Here is a 15,927-nt window from a genome sequence, read left to right as displayed (position 1 = left end):
GAGGGACCGACAGGGCCGTCCACGCGGCTCGGCCCGCCCGGCGGGAACACCGGGCGGGCCGAGCCTCTGGAACGGCGATCAGTGGTCAGCAGCGAACGGGTGACAGGGTGAAGTCCTCCACGGTGGGCGTGGCGGTGCTGATTCTCGCCTGACGGGTCTGGGGCTTCCAGCCGTCCTTGGCGACGATGATGGTGAGCGGGTTGTTGCGCCGGTCCATCCAGTAGGCGTACCTGCCGTCGGCGTCGGTGGCGAACGTCCAGGACATCGCCCACGAGTCGACCTGGACGACCGCGCCGGGCAGCGGCGCGGTGGCGCCCTGGCAGCTCGTGCCGGAGACGGTGCCCATCAGCTTGCCCCAGGTGGTCGGCGGCTGCGCGATCATGCTGACCGCCACCGGCTCCACGGTGTACGGCGTGTTCTCCTTGATCGCGACCGACGCCGAGTACGTGCCGGGCTGGTCCACGTTGGCGGTCATGCCGACCGTGACCGTGACCTTCTCACCCGGCGCGAGGGTGACCTTCGACTTGTCGATGGTCAGCCAGCTGACGTCCGCCGGCCCCTCGGCACACTCCTCGAAGCCGGGCAGCACCTCGCTGTCCTTGGTGGCGGTGAAGCCGCCCGAGGAGCCGCCGACCTTGTAGAAGCCGCAGGCCGCGCCGCCGCGGTAGCGGGGGGCGTTGGCGTTGGGCAGGTTCGCCCACGAGTCGGTCGCCGGGTCGTACGCGAAACCGGCGTTGGTGATCGCCCCGCCCTGGGAACCACCGACGACCAGGAGCTTGCCGTTCGCGACGGCGAACGAGCTGGCCCAGCTGTCGGCCGGCGCGTCCGCGACGGCGGTCCAGGCGTTGGCGCCGGGGTCGAAGGCGTAGCTGGCCTTCTGCGAGGTGGTGCCGTCGTTGCCACCGGTGCAGTAGACGGTGCCACCGATCCCGCCGCAGGACAGGAACGCCACCGACTTCGGATAGTTGGGCAGCGTCTCCCAGGTGTCGGCGCCCGGGTCGTACCGGACCACCGAGTTGGACATCGGCAGGCAGCTGGCCGTGGTGCAGCCGCCGACGGCGTACAGCTTGCCGTCCGCGACGGCCTGGCCGGCGGCGGCCCGCGGCGCGGGGTTGTTCGCCTTCTTGGTCCAGGTGTTGGCCGCCGGGTCGTACGACCAGGTGGTGCCGTCCGGACCGGAGGCACCCCAGCCGCCGGTGGCGATGATCCTGCCGTCGACGACCCCGACCGTCATGGCGTTGCGCGCGCCGGGAAGGTCGGCGATGGCCGTCCAGCTCTGGGCGATCGGGTCGTACGCGTAGTTCTTCGCGCTGGACGCCGTGCCGTCACCGCCGGCGATCGAGTAGACCTTGCCGTCGAGGTTCACCACCCGGTTGTCCATCACGTTGGCCGGGTAGTTGGCGATGCCCGTCCAGGGCGCCGCCTGGGGACCGGCCGGCGTGGCGGCGGCCGCGGTGGCCGACTTGCCGGACGGACGCGCGGCGAACGACGTCGGGGCGGTGAGCCGCTGCGCCGGCGCGCCGGTCGAGCCGAGCAGCTCCTGCTCGGACAGCCGGGACCCGTCGGCCCGCTGCAGCACGAACCCGCCGTCGCGTTCGGTGAACTCGACGTTCACGGGCGCCCCGCCGGTGTTGGTCACCGTGAAGGTCTTGTTGACCTTGCCGGTGGGCATCCGGACCGTGCCGGTCACCGACGTCGGCTGCACCGCCAGCCGGCCCGCGGCCAGCTGGAAGTTCGCCGCCGTCGCCCAGTCGGTCTCGACGTCGACCTGCTTGGTCTGGCTGACGTAGTTGCCGGCCCGGGCGGTGAACGGATGTGCGCCGGTCAGCGACGAGAACATCCAGTAGAAGCCGTCGGCCAGTTCGGTGTCGTCCGGCGTCGCCACCGTGGTGGCCTTCTCCGCCGGGCGGTCGTCACTGGTGACGGTGGCGCCGTTGACGTATCCGTTGTCGTTCTTGTCCCGGACGTGCCCCAGCACCAGGCCGCCGTTGACCGGCTTGCAGATGATCCGGCTGCCGATCAGCACGTTGTCGACCTGCCACCACCATTCCCAGGAGGCCTCGTAGTAGTGGAACCGGACCCGGACCTGTGCCTGGCCCGCGGCCTGCGGGATGGGCACCTCGGTCACTCTCGGCCCCCGGACGTCGGCCGCCTGCCGGAGCACGTTGCTCCAGGTGGTGCCCCCGTCCAGGCTGAGGTCGACGTCCGCGCGGTCGGAGTTCAGCCAGTTGTAGTCCTGGTTGAACCGGATCACCGGCGTGGCGACGTCGGTCAGGTCGACGACCGGGCTGACCAGCGAGGTGTCCTGCCGCCCGCCGCTGCCGTAGTCGTCGCTGTCGATGATGGCGAACCGGCCGGCTCCGCCGGTCAGGTTGCCCCGGTCACCGCTGTCGGTGAACTTCCAGACCTGGCCGGTGCCGGCGTTGTCGACCACGGACCAGCCCTCGGGCACGGTGTCCCCGTCGAAGGTCTCGTACTCGCCGTCGGAGCTGTTGGTGTAGCCGGGCGCCGTGGTGCACGCGGCGGGGTCGGCCGGTACGGCGATGTTGCTGGTGACGTTGCCGGAGCCGACCACAACCTCCTTGGTCACGCTCGGGTAGCCCGGGTACTGCGACTCGACCTTCAGGCGGTAGGTCGCCCCGGCCGGGAGCTTGAGGCTGTAGCGGCCGTTGCCGGGCGTCGTGTAGTCGGAGACCGGCAGGCCCTCGACGCTCACCTTCGCGTAGAGCGGCCAACCGTGTCCGGAGCCGTCGGTGACCTGCCCGCCGACGGTGACGCTCGGCACCGCCGTCAGCGCGACGTCGAGGGTCGTGGTCGCGTTCGTGGTGACCGTCGCCGACAGCGTCCGGCTCTGGTAGCCGAACGCCGAGACGGCGACCTGGTAGTCGCCGGCCAGCAGCAGCGACGAGTACGTCCCGTCGGCGCCGGTGGTCAGGGAGCGGGTCGCCGCACCGGTCAGGGCGACGGTGGCGCCGGCGATCGGGGCGCCGGTGCCCGCGTCGGTCACCTTGCCGGCCAGGGTGCCGTTGTCGCCGATCGGGGCGGCGTTGAGCAGCGCGAGCGCGTCCAGCCGGCCCTCGCCGTAGACGTTGTTGTCGTCCGTGCTGCCGCCGCACTGGGTGTCGGCCTTGTCCACCGCCGTGTTGTCCAGCAGCGCGCGGGTCGCCGCGACGTCGCCGACCAGGGTGGGTGCCGCCGACCAGAGCAGCGCGACCGCACCGGCGAGGTGCGGCGCCGCCATCGAGGTGCCGCTGTAGCTGGCGTACGTGTTGTTCGGGACGCTGGACCGGACGTTGACACCGGGCGCCGCCAGGTTCGGCTTGATCTCGCCGTTCTGGCCGGTGCCGCGGGACGAGAAGCTGGCGATGTTGTTGTTGATGTCGTACGCGCCGGCCGAGTAGTTGCTGGACAGGCTGCCCGGCGAGCCGCTGGTCTGGCACGAGGGCCCGTTGTTGCCGTTGGACCAGGTGCCGAAGATGCCCGAGGCGGTCCAGGCGTCGGTCACGTCCTCCATGAACGGCTCGGTGGAGGGCAGCGTGGTCCCCCACGAGTTGTTGATGATGTTCGGCCGCTTGCTGGCGTCCGGGTTCTGCCCGTTGAGGTCGGTGGGTTCGAGCATCCACTGGCCGGAGGAGATCAGCGCGGCGTCGGTCGGGCAGCAGCCGTTCGCGGCGATCCACCTGACCCCGGGGGCGACGCCGATCTGGTTGGCGCCGTCCGAGCCGGCCATGGTGCCCATCGTGTGGGTGCCGTGGCCGTCGGAGTCGCAGGGCGCGGTGGCACAGTCGCCGGCGGCGTCGAACCAGTTGTAGTTGTGGTCGAAGGTGCCGTCACCGTTGTTGCCGCGGTACGAGTTGACCAGCGCCGGGTGGTCGAACTGCACGCCGCTGTCGATGCTGGCCACCGTGATGCCGGCGCCCTTGACGCCGTACTGGGACCAGACGTCGTCGGCGTTGATGTTCGCGATGCCCCACTCCAGGGCGTTGACCGACTTCTCGTCGGTGCCCTTGGTGACCTCGGGGAGCTTGTACTCCGTCGGGGCGTACAGGCCGTCCACCTCGGCGTGGGCGGCGAAGTTCTGGGCCATCGTGAGGGAGCCGCCGCTGACCTTGATGGCGTTGGTCGCCCAGAACGTCTGGTATTTCGTGCCCGAGCGGTCGAGTTCGGCGCGGATCCCGGCCTGGCTCTCGGCGGCGGTCTTCTTCAGCGCGTCCGCGACCGCGGCGCCCCGCTTGGCCCAGTCCTTGTTCGCGCCGGCCTTGCCGAGGTCGGCCCGGTCCTTGAAGTGGATCCAGAAGTCGCCCTCGCTCTTGCCCTGAAGTTGCCGGGTGAGCTCGGGGCGGATCTTGTCGCCGGCCGTGGCACCGGTTCCCGTTCCGGTCTGCGCATGTGCGCCGGTTCCCGTGGCGGCCAGGCCGGTCGCGGCGAGGACCAGTGCCGCCCCCGCGCTCACCAGCCGACCGGCCAGGTCCTTCCTGTGTGGACGTCTCAGCATGGGTGCTGCCTCCTCCAGAACGACCCGCGATGTTCGAGCCATGGCGGAAGGGCGCAGGAGACTCCTCTCCCGTCGGATCGACAGCGGTGTGAACGAACCCCCCAGGCCCCCTAGGCGCCGTGCGGGTCTACGCCGGCTGCCTGAGTGGACACTATGATCGACAGGAAAGCGCGATCAAGAACCGTACGTGAGCAACTTGTCACCAACAGTTCGCCACTGGACGGCTTGGTTGACAACTTCTGTCACGGCGATTCCCAAGGCGGGCAACTTTTGTCGTTGTTCCTGGGGGGTGGTGCGGTGATCGGGAACGAGACAGGTTCGGCGGGCGGCATCGATCCGGGGGAGAAGCCCTTCCCCCTGGTGATCGGGGTGACGCCGTCACCGGCCGAACGGATCCGGCTCACCGAACTCCTCGACGGCGTCGCGCCCCTGCTCCTGGTGGCCGACCTCGACGAACTACGGAGGCTGATCACGCCGGCGGCCGTCGATCCTCCGCCGGCCGTCGCCCCGGCGCCCCGGGCCCCGGACGACGCGCTGGTCATCGACGGGGCCCGCTCCATCGCCCGGTGGGGGAACCGGGAGGTGGTCCTCACCCGGCTGGAACGCGACCTGCTGGCCTGCCTGACCGCCGAGCCGGTCCGGGTCTGGAGCTACGCCGAGCTGCACCGCTCCGTCTGGCAGGACGAGGGGTTGCAGCGGAAGGCGGACGTGCAGTCCCTGGTCAAGCGGCTGCGCCGCAAGCTCGACCAGTTGGGCACCGGTGTGACCGTCGTCGCGGTACGCGGTGTCGGACTCCGGCTGACCGATCACCGGCGCCCTCGGGCGCAGGGCGGCGGTGCCCCGTCGGGCGGCCGCTGACCGCCGCCCGGCTCACCACGGCGATGCGGAAACGGGGCAGCTCGCGGGTGGGGGAGCAGTAACGTGGCGGGCGAGAGGCCAGGCCACCAGGGAGGTCGCGATGAGCGCGACGGATGTCCGCCGCAACGACGCGAGCGGGAGGCCGAGCCGGAACGTCGACCTGAAGCTCGAGGTGGTCGTCATCCCGGTGGCGGATGTCGACCGTGCCAAGGAGTTCTACGGGCGCCTCGGGTGGCGGCTCGACCGCACGCCGCCCGGTGTCGTCCAGTTCACGCCGTCGGGCTCCGGATGCTCGGTCCAGTTCGGCCCCAGTCTCACCGCCGCCGCGCCCGGGTCGGCCAAGGCGTACCTGATCGTCGCCGACATCGAGGCGGCCCGGAACGCGGTGGTCGCCGCCGGCGTCGAGGTGAGCGAGATCTTCCACCCCGGCCCGGGCGGCCCGGCCAGCGGTGTGGACCCGGAGCGCCGCAGCTACCTCTCCCGGGCCGAGTTCAGCGATCCCGACGGCAACTCCTGGCTGCTCCAGGAGATCACCACGCGGCTTCCGGGGCGCGTCGAGTCCGCCGCGCCCTCGTTCGCCTCCGGCAACGATCTGGCCGCGGCGCTGCGCCGCGCCGCCGCCGCCCACGGCGAGCACGAGAAGCGCACCGGCGGGACCGACCCGAACTGGCCCGACTGGTACGCCGCGTACCTGGTCAGTGAGCAGACGGGCGCGGAACCGCCCAGGTGAGCGGGTTGCGGGCGCGGCTCAGCCCACCGCGGTGGGGGAGGGCGGCGCGCTGCCGCCCTGCGGCGCCTCGGCGGTCATCAGCCGGACGATCTCGGCGCGGTCGACGGCGGAGGGCAGGCCCCACCCCGGGCGGTACCCGTACACCCGGTCCAGCGGGGTGGAGGCGGTGCGGCCGTCGAGCACCTCGACCGCGCCGGTGTCGATCAGCCCGGGGTGCTCGACGCCGCACGCCTCGGCGACCTTGACCAGGTCGCGCCGCAGCGTCCGGACGTAGTTGGCGGCCCGCACCGACTTGCGGGCCGGGTCGACGCCCCGGGCCAGCCACGGGTTCTGGGTCGCGACGCCGGTGGGGCAGGTGTCGGTGTGGCACTTCTGCGCCTGGACGCAGCCGATCGCCAGCATCGCCTCCCGGCCCACGTTCACCATGTCGGCGCCGAGCGCGAACGCCACCACGGCGTTGTCCGGCAGCCCGAGCTTGCCGGCGCCGACGAAGACCACCTGCTCGTGCAGGTTCCGTTCGGCGAAGACCCGGTAGACCCGCGAGAAGCCCTGCTGGAACGGCAGCGACACCGAGTCGGTGAAGATCAGCGGCGCGGCGCCGGTGCCGCCCTCGCCGCCGTCGACGGTCACGAAGTCCACGCCGCGGCCGGTGTCGCGCATGAGCGTGGCCAGCTCCGCCCAGAAGCCCAGGTCGCCGACGGCGGACTTGATGCCGACCGGCAGGCCGGTCTCGGCGGCGAGCAGTTCCACCCAGTCGAGCAGGCTGTCGCAGTCGGAGAACTCGGCGTGCCGCGACGGGCTGACGCAGTCCCGTCCCTGGGGGATGCCCCGGGTGGCGGCGATCTCGGCGGAGACCTTCGCGGCCGGCAGCAGACCACCGAGGCTCGGCTTCGCGCCCTGGCTGAGCTTGATCTCCAGCGCCCGGACCGGCGCTCCCGCCACGAGGTCCTTGAGCCGGTCGAGGCTGAACCGGCCGCGCTCGTCCCGGCAACCGAAGTACGCGGTGCCGATCTGGAAGACCAGGTCACCGCCGTTGCGGTGGTACGGCGACAGCCCACCCTCGCCGGTGTTCTGCAGGCAGCCGGCCAGGGCGGCGCCCCGGTTCAGCGCTTCGACGGCGTTGCCGGAGAGCGAGCCGAAGCTCATGCCGGAGATGTTGACCACCGACTCCGGGCGGAACGCGCGGGCCCGGCCCCGGGCGGCGCCGAGCACCTTCGCGCAGGGGAGCGTGACGTCGTGCCCGGCGGCGGGGGAGGACGGCGGCACCGCCCGGCCGAAGGTGCGGTGCTTGATGATCGGGTATCCGGGGGTGTACTCGATGTCGTTGTCGGTGCCGAACCCGAAGTAGTTGTTCTCCTGCTTAGCCGACGCGTACACCCAGCGCCGCTGGTCGCGGGTGAACGGCCGCTCCTCGTTGTTGCCGGCCACGATGTACTGGCGCAGCTCGGGCCCGATCGATTCGAGCAGGTAGCGGGCGCGGCCGAGGACGGGGAAGGTGCGCAGCAGCGCGTGGTCGCGCTGGAGCAGGTCGCGCGCGACGAGGGCCGCCACGGCGGCGACGGCGGCGGGTACGGCTCTACGGGCCCAGCTCATGCCGCCACTCTTTCCGGGATCGCCGCCGGCCAAACGGCCCGGCGCGCGGGACTTCCCCGGTCGGCGCACCGGAGCGCCCGCGGGACTGCCAATTTCCTTCAGCTCGACGACCGAAGCCGAAGGCTATCGACATCGACGTCCGTGACGGTATACCGTCCCGCCAACGTTCCTCGACCGGTCGCTGAAGGAGTGCCATGACCCCGTCACGAACCGTCCGTCTGCGGCGCCGAGGGCTGCTCGGCATCCCCGCCCTGGTGGCCGCCGCGCTGACCGTCGCGGCCCGGCCCCGCGCGGCGGCCGCCGCGCCGAAGGCCGAGTGCCTGGCCGACCTGCTCGGGGACTCCTGATGGCGACCATCCCCTGGCTGGTGGACGTGCTGCGGGCGGCCGGGGTGCAGGTCGTCGTGGAGGGCGACTGGCTCAACCGGATGCGCCCCGGCTCCTTCGACCCGATCGGAGTGCTCTGGCACCACACCGCCTCCACCTCCAGTGCCACCAACCCGCACCCGGCGCTCAACATCTGCATCAACGGCCGCTCCGACCTGCCCGGCCCGCTCTGCCAGGCGCTCGTCGACTACCACGGCGTCTTCCACGTGATCTCGGCCGGGCGCTGCAACCACGCCGGCACCAGCGGCGGCAGCGGGCCGATCCCGGCCGGTGACGGCAACACCATGCTGATCGGCTGGGAGATCGACTACAACGGCGTCAGCCAGGAGATGACGGCGGCCCAGTACGACGCCTCCGTGGCCGCCACCGCGGCGGTCCTCACCCGGCTCGGTCGGGACGCCAGCTACGCCCGCGGGCACCGGGAGACCAGCACCACCGGCAAGATCGACCCGTCCTTCATCGACCTGGACGTGATGCGCGCCGACGTCGCCGCGAAGATGGCCGGTGGCACGGCCTGGTCCTCGATCGTGGACAACGCCACCGCCGGGCGCTTCACCGCCAGCGCCAACTGGGGCGTCTCGTCCTACTCGGGGCAGCGCTACGGTGCGGACTACCGCTACGCCGACCCGGTCGCGGCCAGCGACGCGGCCTGGTACCGGTTCAACGTCCCGGCCGCCGCCAACTACCGCGTCGACGCCTGGTGGCCGGCCAACGCCGGCTACAACGGCTCGACGCCGTACATCATCGCCACCACGACCGGCAACCGGACCGTCTACGTCGACCAGCGGGCGACCGGCGGCCAGTGGCGTACCCTCGGCACCTTCGCCCTGCCGGCGGGGGACGCCAACCGGGTGGCGGTGAGCCGGTGGAGTTCGGCGGGCGGCCTGGTCATCGCCGACGCCGTCCGGCTCACCCGGGTCTGAACCGTCCCGGGCAACCACCGCCCGGCCGGGCTCAGCCCGGCACGGGCCGGCCCATCTCCGCCAGGATGCCGGTGCCCTGGCCCAGCTCGATCAGGTATCCGTCGGGGTCCCGGAGGTAGCACCGGATCTCCATCCCGTGGTCCTTCGGTTCCGTCAGGAACTCACCGCCCCGGGAGCGCCACAGCTCGTAGACGGCCCGTACGTCGGTGACCCGGATGTTGAGCGCCCCACTCAGGGTGTCCGGGTCGGTCGGCGCCCGCGCCGTCACGGTCGGCTTGTCGTCGGTCGGGCCGCCCTCGTCGTTGAGCACGAGGTAGCTGTTGTGCAGGCGGAGCACGGCCGGCCGCCGGTCACGCACCACCGTGGCGCCGAGGACCCGGCGGTAGAACTCCCGCGAGAGGTCCACGTCGCGCACGATCAGCAGGTGGGTGACGACCAGGCCGTGTTCCGGCTGGAAGTAGTCCGGTGCCTCATCCGTCACGGCGTCCCCTCCCTCGGCCCGCCGGATACCCGGGTGCGGGCGCAGCACACCCCGCGGAGCCCCGAACTGGTGGCCGACTGACTCGCGTAGAAGCAGCTTCACGTCCGAAAGTGGCCGCGACGGCGGTGTGGACCGCCGAACCGTCAACCGGCCGGGCCGGTGCTTTCCCGGGGCAGGATCGCGTGCGGCGCGGTGATCCGGGCGGGCGGGGCGCCCGGGCGGTCGAGCCGGGCGACGGCCAGCGCGACCGCCGTCCGGGCGAGGAACGCGGGGTCGGCCGAGACCGAGGTCAGCGTCGGTCGCGAGTAGCGGCCCTCCGCGCTGTCACCGATCCCGATCACGGCCACGTCCGTGGGCACCCCGTGTGGAGCCGGCTCAAGGTGTGCGACCGGGACACCTGCCGGTGGGCCTACTACGACGCCTCCCGCAACCAGGCCCGCCGCTGGTGTTCCATGGCCGGCTGCGGCAACCACGTGAAGATGCGCCGGGCCTACGCCGTCCGGCGCGGCCGCCGGTCCGGGGCGCCGGACACCGGCCCGGACCGCTGACCCGGCGGCCGACCGCCCGGAGCCCGCGCCGATCCGGCCGGCCGGACGCATGTGGCGCGCCGTCCCGGGAACGCCTTCCACATGGCCAGGTACACGAAGCCGGAGCTCAGGGAACAGCTCAAGGAGGAGATCCAGGCCTCCGACAAGGGCGGCCGGCCGGGGCAGTGGTCGGCCCGCAAGTCGCAGCTGCTCACCAACGAGTACAAGAAGCGCGGTGGCGGCTTCGAGGGCCCCAGGGACCAGCGGCAGCGGTCGCTGCAGCGGTGGGGCGCCGAGGACTGGCAGACCCGGTCCGGCTCCACCCGGGCGCGCCGGAACGGCGAAACCGCTCGTTACCTGCCCAAACGGGCCTGGCAGCAGCTTTCCGACGAGCAACGGCGCGACACCGACACGAAGAAGCGGCAGGCGTCCCGGTCCGGGCGGCAGTACGTGGCCAACACCGGCCCGGCGAAGCGCGCCCGCCGCGACGCCACGTCGGCCGGGCAGCTGTCGGACCTGCCGGTCACGGAGGCGGTCAAGCTGGTCCGTGGCCTCGACACGCGCCAGCTCCGCTCCGCGCTGCGGCGCGAGCGCGACGGCAAGGCCCGCAAGACGCTCGTCCAGCGGCTGGAGTCGGAGCTGGCCCGGCGCTGACGACGGTGGCGTGCCGGCCGTTACGGCGCCGCGAGGCCCACGCTGACCGTCCGGGTCAGCGTGGCGTTGTCGTCGTCGCCGTCCAGCGACCAGACCATCGCCCCGGCCAGGCCGGCCCGCCGGATGTAGAGCGTCTTCTGGAACACGACCGCCGGGTCGTCGTACGTCCAGAAGGTCGTGCCGTCGAAGAGCCAGGCGTGCCCGGCGCGCAGGTCGCGGTGGACGGTGTAGCCCTTGCCGGGCAGGGTCTTGAGCTGCTTGTAGTCCTCATAGCCGGCCTCGAAGGTGGCCGGCGCGGGCCCGGCCGCGGGCTGGAACAGCCCGTCTCCGCTCCCGGTGACGCCGGTCCAGCCGCGACCGTAGTACGGGATGCCCAGGACCAGTTTCCCGCGCGGCGCGCCGCGGGCGAGCCAGCCGTCGATCGCCACCTCGGCGGAGAAGTCCGGGCTGTCCGGCGCGCCCGACGGCACGCGCAGCGCGGACTGCTGGTTGGTCACCGGATCCCAGGAACCGTGGAAGTCGTACCCCTGCACCGTGGCGAAGTCGAGGTACCGGAAGATCTTCCGGCCCTCGTACCCGGCGTCCATGGCCGCCGGGTTGGCCGGCAGGAACGCGGTCAGCGCGTAGTGCTTCCGGGCCTGCCGGCCGTACGCGTCGAGTTGCCGGCGGAACTCGGCGAGCAGCTTGGTGAAGTTCTCCCGGTCCTCGGCGCGGACCACGTTGCCCGGCTCGCCCGGCCAGTTCGGCCACTCCCAGTCCAGGTCGATGCCGTCGAAGACGCCCGCGGCGGCGCCCGGGCCGCCGCTGCCGCCGTCCAGGACGGGAAGGTTGCCCTTGAGGTAGAGGTCGATGCAGGAGGCGACGAACGCCCGGCGGGACGCGTCGGTGCGTGCGGCGTTGGAGAAGTACGTCGACCAGCTCCAGCCGCCCAGCGAGATCATCACCTTCAGGTCGGGGTGCCGGGCCTTGAGCTTGGCCAGCTGGCCGAAGTTGCCGTTGAGCGGCTCGCCCCAGGCGTCGGCCACGCCGTCGACGCTCTCCTCCGCCGGGACGGGGCGCTGGTAGTCGGCCCAGGCGTCCCCCTCGCCCGGCCCGCCGTCCACGTAGCACCGTCCGTCCTCGCTGACGTTGCCGAAGGCGTAGTCGACGTGGGTGAGGCGGCTCGCCGCCCCGGAGCTGTCGAGCTTCTTCACCGGGAAGGCCCGGCCGTAGATGCCCCACTGGGTGAAGTAACCGACCCGGTGGTACCCGGCCCGGCGGGGTGAGCCGTCCGCGGCGCCCGCGGCGCTCGGCGGGGCAGCCGTGACCAGCATGGTCGACAGGGCGGCGAGGGCGGTGAGGCGGCGGTGGCGGAACGGTCGCATCGGCACTCCCACGTCGGACGGAGCGGGATCAGTTAAGAGACCTTTCTGATCGATGAAGCTAAGCCGGTCGGCATTCGCGGTCAAGAGCGCCGCGCGGAGTTGCTAGGCTGGCCGGGCGAGCGCCGAGAGACCGCGCTCCGATTCGAAGGAGACCGACATGACGGGCGACGACGACATCTCCGGGTGATTCCCGGCCCACCTCGTCGCATCCCTGTCTCGTCATCCGGGCGGCCGTGCCCTGCCCGGCTCAACCTTGAGGGTCTCTCCAATGTCCGACGCCTGCGTCGTTTGCAGCAACCTCTCCTTCTCCTGGCCGGACGACACCCCGGTCTTCCAGGACCTGTCCTTCACCGTGCCGCCCGGCCGGACCGGCCTGGTCGCGCCGAACGGCGCCGGCAAGACCACCCTGTTGCGGCTGATCGCCGGCGACCTCACCCCCACCGGCGGCGCCGTGACGGTGGACGGCGTGCTCGGTTACCTGCCGCAGAACCTGCCGCTGGCTGGCGACTTGACCGTGGCCCAGGTGCTGGGTGTCGACGCGGTGCTCCGGGCGCTGCACGCGATCGAGGCCGGTGACGCCCGCGAGGAGCACTTCACCACGGTCGGCGACGACTGGGACGTGGAGGAGCGCAGCCGGGCCGAACTCGACCGGCTGGGCCTGGGGGACGTCCCGCTCGACCGGCGGCTGGACACGCTCAGCGGCGGGCAGGTGGTCTCCCTCGGCCTCGCGGCGCAACTGCTCCGCCGCCCCGACGTGCTACTGCTCGACGAGCCGACCAACAACCTCGACCTCGAGGCGCGGCAGCGGCTGTACGCGGTGCTCCAGGAGTGGTCCGGCTGCCTGCTGCTGGTCAGCCACGACCGGGCCCTGCTGGACCGGATGGACCGCATCGCCGAACTCGACCGCGGTGAGGTGCGACTGTTCGGCGGCAACTTCACCGCGTACGAGGAGGCAGCCCGGGCGGCCCGGGAGGCGGCCGAGCGCACCGTGCGCGGCGCCGAGCAGGAGGTGAAGCGGGAGAAGCGCGAGATGCAGCAGGCCCGGGAGCGGGCCGAACGGCGGGCCGGCAACGCCGCCCGCAACCTCGACAGCGCCGGCCTGGCCCGGATCGTCGCCGGGGGGCTCAAGCGCAGCGCCCAGGAGTCGGCCGGCCGGTCCCGGCAGACGCACGCGAACCGGGTGAGTGAGGCCCAGTCCCGGCTCGACGAGGCCAGCCGGGCGCTGCGCGAGGACCAGACGCTGACCCTGGACCTGCCGGAGACCACCGTCCCCGCCGGCCGGACGGTCGTGGCGGGGGAGCGGATGCAGGTCCACCACGACGGCCGGGCCGTCTTCGCCGGGGTGGGGGTGGACCTGAGCATCCGGGGACCGGAGCGGATCGCCCTGACCGGCCCCAACGGCGCCGGCAAGTCCACCCTGCTCCGGCTGCTGCGCGGGGACCTCGACCCGGAGGGCGGGGAGGTGCGCCGGGGCGAGGGCCGGGTCGCGTACCTGTCGCAGCGGCTGGACCTGCTCGATCCGGATCGGACGGTGGCGGAGAACTTCGCCGCGTACGCCCCGGACCGGCCGCCGGCCGAGCGGATGAACCTGCTGGCCCGGTTCCTATTCCGCGGCGCGCGCGCCCACCTGCCGGTCGGCGTGCTGTCCGGCGGCGAACGGCTGCGGGCCACCCTCGCCTGTGTCCTGTACGCGCAGCCGGCTCCTCACCTGCTGCTGCTGGACGAGCCGACGAACAACCTCGACCTGGTCAGCGCGGGCCAGTTGGAGAACGCCCTGGGCGCGTACCGGGGAGCGTTCGTGGTGGTGAGCCACGACGAGCGGTTCCTCGCCGAGATCGGCGTGCGGCGGTGGCTCCGCCTCGACGGTGGCCGGCTCCGCGAGGTGCCCGCACCCGACCCGGCTTGAGCCCTCCGCCGCGCTCGGCGGAAGCGGGGTCTGGACGGACTTAAACTTGCACCGCTAGTTTATGCCGCATGGACCTTCAGCTCTCCGCCGAGCAGGTGGCGGCCCGGCGGCTCGCCGCCGAGTTCGTCGACCGGGAGGTGATGCCGAACGCGACGGCCTGGGACCGGCGGGAGGAGGTCGACCCCGACATCGTCGGGAAGCTCGGGCGGCTCGGCTTCCTCGGGCTCACCGTCCCCGAGGAGGACGGCGGGTCCGGCGGCGACCACCTCACCTACTGCCTGGTCCTGGAGGAGCTGGGCCGGGGCGACCCCGCCGTCCGGGGAATCGTCTCGGTGTCGCTCGGGCTGGTCGCCAAGTCCGTCGCCGCGCACGGCTCGGCGCCGCAGCGGGCCGAGTGGCTGCCCCGGCTCTGCTCCGGCGGCGCACTGGGCTGCTTCGCCCTCACCGAACCGGACAGCGGCTCGGACGCGGCGTGGCGTACACCGGCTCGCCGGCCCAGCTCAAGGCCGTCGCCAGCAGCGCGATCGGCGAGTCCGACCTGGTGCACCGCGACGGGATGTGGTTCCTGTACGCCTCGGTCGAGGTGGCCGAGGCGCCGTCGTATGAACCGGACGGCTTCCTCGGCGTGGACCTGGGCATCGCCAACATCGCCAATGACTCCGACGGCAACCGCTACGCCGGCACTCGGCTCAACGGCTACCGCCGCCGGCAGCTGCGGCTGCGGGCGCGGTTGCAGCAGAAGGGCACGAAGTCGGCCAAGCGGCTGCTGGCCCGGCGCACCAACAAGGAGGCGCGGCACGCCGCGAACGCCAACCACCGCATCGCCAAGACCATCGTGACCGAGGCTGCACGCACCGGTCGCGGTATCGCCGTCGAGGACCTGACGGGGATCCGCGAGCGGGTCCGGCTCAGGAAGCCCCAACGGGTCACGCTCCACTCGTGGTCGTTCCACCAGCTCGGCGGGTTCCTTGCCTACAAGGCACGCCGAGCGGGTGTACCGTTGGTCCAGGTCGACCCGCGGTACACCTCCCAGACCTGCCACGGCTGCAAGCACCGCGACAAGCGGAACCGGCCCGACCAGGAAACCTTCACCTGTCGGTCGTGCGGGGTCGTTGCCCACGCCGATCGCAATGCGGCTCTCAACATCGCCGAGCGCGGTGTCGAGAGTTGGGGCGCAGTCAACCGCCCGCACGTGGCATCACCTCGCAGCCAGCGAGGGGTTTGACCCACAAGCCCGCCCATTCACGAGCGGGTAGTTGACTCCGACGTGGAGGTGGCCGGCCCACCGGGTCGGCGTCGCCGGGAACTCGTCGCGGACGGCCCGTACCGTTTCGGCGAGCACCCGGGCCGCCGCGGCGGTGTCCGGCGGGCGGGTGCCCCCGTCGGTCAGCCCGGCGTAGAACGCGGCGGCGACCCGCGCGCTGTCCGGGGTCCGCCAGGTCGTGCCGACCACCCCCCGGAAGCCGGCGAGCTGGAACGCCGCCGCCAGGTGCAGCGGCTCGTCGGTCAACCGGGGGTGCGTCGCGGCGGAGCCGCACGCCGAGAGGAACGCCAGTTCGGCCCGCTCCAGGTGGTAGGAGCCCACCATGTGCGGGCTGAGCGTGCGCCCGCCACCGAGGCGCAGCCCGCCGGTCAACATCGAGGCGACGCGCGTGTCGGCCTCGGCGTGGCAGGCGAAGTGCGCGATCGGGTGCTCCCGGAGCGCGTCCTCGACCGCGTCCTGAGCCACCTCGGTCCCGGCCAGCACCGTGGAGCCGGGCAGCAGCCGGGCGACCTGCTCGACCTCGGCGCGTACCTGGGACAGCGCCGGCAGGTCCCGCGCGGTCGGCACGCCGACGACGGCGGCCGTGGCGGTCGTCGGCCGTGGCGGCCGGTCCGCCCCCGCGTGGGCCAGGGCCGTGAGGGTCGGCGTCCAGGACGACACCGCACGGTCGAGGACGGTACGCCGGCCGCCCGGCTCGCGGTGGTGACCGGCCGCGTGCAGCGGGAGCCGGGCCAGCGCGCCGACCG

General features: G+C 72.6%; 14 protein-coding genes and 1 pseudogene. 9 read left to right on the top strand and 6 right to left on the bottom strand.

Translation table 11 applies throughout. The features are described 5' to 3' along the window. Positions 1–85: 85 nt before the first annotated feature. Positions 86–4,495, bottom strand: coding sequence for a S8 family serine peptidase (locus tag B0E53_RS01065; RefSeq protein ID WP_107074201.1), 4,410 nt, complete (start codon positions 4,493–4,495; stop codon positions 86–88). A 297-nt stretch (positions 4,496–4,792) separates the two neighbouring features. On the opposite strand from B0E53_RS01065, the gene B0E53_RS01060 reads away from it, so the two are divergent. Continuing rightward, positions 4,793–5,353, top strand: coding sequence for a winged helix-turn-helix domain-containing protein (locus B0E53_RS01060; protein WP_107074200.1), 561 nt, complete (start codon positions 4,793–4,795; stop codon positions 5,351–5,353). Positions 5,354–5,453: 100 nt separating this feature from the next. Continuing rightward, a complete protein-coding gene (locus B0E53_RS01055; RefSeq protein WP_107074199.1) occupies positions 5,454–6,083 on the top strand; it encodes a VOC family protein in 630 nt (209 codons plus the stop codon). A gap of 18 nt (positions 6,084–6,101) precedes the next feature. On the opposite strand, the gene B0E53_RS01050 is transcribed toward B0E53_RS01055, so the two are convergent. Next, entirely contained in the window at positions 6,102–7,676 is a 1,575-nt protein-coding gene (locus tag B0E53_RS01050) for an FMN-binding glutamate synthase family protein (protein ID WP_107074198.1), read from the bottom strand. A 194-nt stretch (positions 7,677–7,870) separates the two neighbouring features. Between B0E53_RS01050 and B0E53_RS37250 the strand changes: the two genes are divergently transcribed. Continuing rightward, entirely contained in the window at positions 7,871–8,023 is a 153-nt protein-coding gene (locus B0E53_RS37250; protein WP_168215167.1) for a hypothetical protein, read from the top strand. After that, positions 8,023–8,985 carry an N-acetylmuramoyl-L-alanine amidase gene (locus B0E53_RS01045; protein ID WP_107074197.1) on the top strand — a complete coding sequence of 321 codons (963 nt, stop codon included), beginning with the start codon at positions 8,023–8,025 and terminating at the stop codon, positions 8,983–8,985. The genes B0E53_RS37250 and B0E53_RS01045 overlap by 1 nt, the downstream gene beginning before the upstream one ends. A gap of 31 nt (positions 8,986–9,016) precedes the next feature. Here B0E53_RS01045 and B0E53_RS01040 read toward each other — a convergent pair whose 3' ends face one another. Both B0E53_RS01040 and B0E53_RS37245 read right to left on the bottom strand, forming a co-directional pair. After that, complete coding sequence (locus B0E53_RS01040) at positions 9,017–9,466, bottom strand: VOC family protein (protein WP_107074196.1); 450 nt, start codon at positions 9,464–9,466, stop codon at positions 9,017–9,019. A 143-nt stretch (positions 9,467–9,609) separates the two neighbouring features. Beyond that, on the bottom strand, positions 9,610–9,813 hold the full coding sequence (locus B0E53_RS37245) for a substrate-binding domain-containing protein (protein WP_281492820.1): 204 nt from the start codon (positions 9,811–9,813) through the stop codon (positions 9,610–9,612). 33 nt (positions 9,814–9,846) lie between these two features. On the opposite strand from B0E53_RS37245, the gene B0E53_RS01030 reads away from it, so the two are divergent. Together B0E53_RS01030 and B0E53_RS01025 are read left to right on the top strand one after the other, a co-directional pair. Then, positions 9,847–10,014 carry a CGNR zinc finger domain-containing protein gene (locus tag B0E53_RS01030; RefSeq protein ID WP_246835150.1) on the top strand — a complete coding sequence of 56 codons (168 nt, stop codon included), beginning with the start codon at positions 9,847–9,849 and terminating at the stop codon, positions 10,012–10,014. 81 nt (positions 10,015–10,095) lie between these two features. Continuing rightward, positions 10,096–10,647, top strand: a complete 552-nt coding sequence (locus B0E53_RS01025) for a DUF5872 domain-containing protein (protein WP_107074195.1) — start codon at positions 10,096–10,098, stop codon at positions 10,645–10,647. Between the two features lie 20 nt (positions 10,648–10,667). Here the strand turns inward: B0E53_RS01025 and B0E53_RS01020 are convergent, their stop codons facing one another. Then, positions 10,668–12,011, bottom strand: coding sequence for a glycoside hydrolase family 18 protein (locus B0E53_RS01020; RefSeq protein WP_107074194.1), 1,344 nt, complete (start codon positions 12,009–12,011; stop codon positions 10,668–10,670). Between the two features lie 268 nt (positions 12,012–12,279). On the opposite strand from B0E53_RS01020, the gene abc-f reads away from it, so the two are divergent. The 3 genes and pseudogenes from abc-f to B0E53_RS38895 all read left to right on the top strand — a co-directional run bounded on the left by abc-f (position 12,280) and on the right by B0E53_RS38895 (position 15,142). Next, positions 12,280–13,917, top strand: a complete 1,638-nt coding sequence (gene abc-f / locus B0E53_RS01015) for a ribosomal protection-like ABC-F family protein (RefSeq protein WP_107074193.1) — start codon at positions 12,280–12,282, stop codon at positions 13,915–13,917. A 140-nt stretch (positions 13,918–14,057) separates the two neighbouring features. Then, positions 14,058–14,276: pseudogene (locus B0E53_RS38900) on the top strand (acyl-CoA dehydrogenase family protein); the annotation flags it as partial. A gap of 113 nt (positions 14,277–14,389) precedes the next feature. Next, positions 14,390–15,142, top strand: coding sequence for a transposase (locus B0E53_RS38895; RefSeq protein ID WP_246835162.1), 753 nt, complete (start codon positions 14,390–14,392; stop codon positions 15,140–15,142). Here B0E53_RS38895 and B0E53_RS01000 read toward each other — a convergent pair. After that, positions 15,116–15,927: CHAT domain-containing protein (locus B0E53_RS01000; RefSeq protein ID WP_146167536.1), on the bottom strand; the 812-nt coding region annotated here is incomplete at its 5' end. The genes B0E53_RS38895 and B0E53_RS01000 overlap by 27 nt on opposite strands.

It is taken from the genome of Micromonospora sp. MH33 (genome assembly GCF_003013775.1).
In the GTDB taxonomy this organism is placed as follows: Bacteria; Actinomycetota; Actinomycetes; order Mycobacteriales; family Micromonosporaceae; genus Micromonospora; species Micromonospora fulviviridis.
This window is presented reverse-complemented; position numbering and strand designations above follow the sequence as displayed.

Bases quoted from the DNA above. Each gene is read 5' to 3' on its own strand.
- B0E53_RS01050 (WP_107074198.1), bottom strand. From the start codon at position 7,676: ATGAGCTGGGCCCGTAGAGCCGTACCCGCCGCCGTCGCCGCCGTGGCG.
- B0E53_RS01045 (WP_107074197.1), top strand. From the start codon at position 8,023: ATGGCGACCATCCCCTGGCTGGTGGACGTGCTGCGGGCGGCCGGGGTG.
- B0E53_RS01065 (WP_107074201.1), bottom strand. From the start codon at position 4,495: ATGCTGAGACGTCCACACAGGAAGGACCTGGCCGGTCGGCTGGTGAGC.
- B0E53_RS37250 (WP_168215167.1), top strand. From the start codon at position 7,871: ATGACCCCGTCACGAACCGTCCGTCTGCGGCGCCGAGGGCTGCTCGGC.
- B0E53_RS01025 (WP_107074195.1), top strand. From the start codon at position 10,096: ATGGCCAGGTACACGAAGCCGGAGCTCAGGGAACAGCTCAAGGAGGAG.
- B0E53_RS01020 (WP_107074194.1), bottom strand. From the start codon at position 12,011: ATGCGACCGTTCCGCCACCGCCGCCTCACCGCCCTCGCCGCCCTGTCG.
- abc-f (WP_107074193.1), top strand. From the start codon at position 12,280: ATGTCCGACGCCTGCGTCGTTTGCAGCAACCTCTCCTTCTCCTGGCCG.
- B0E53_RS01055 (WP_107074199.1), top strand. From the start codon at position 5,454: ATGAGCGCGACGGATGTCCGCCGCAACGACGCGAGCGGGAGGCCGAGC.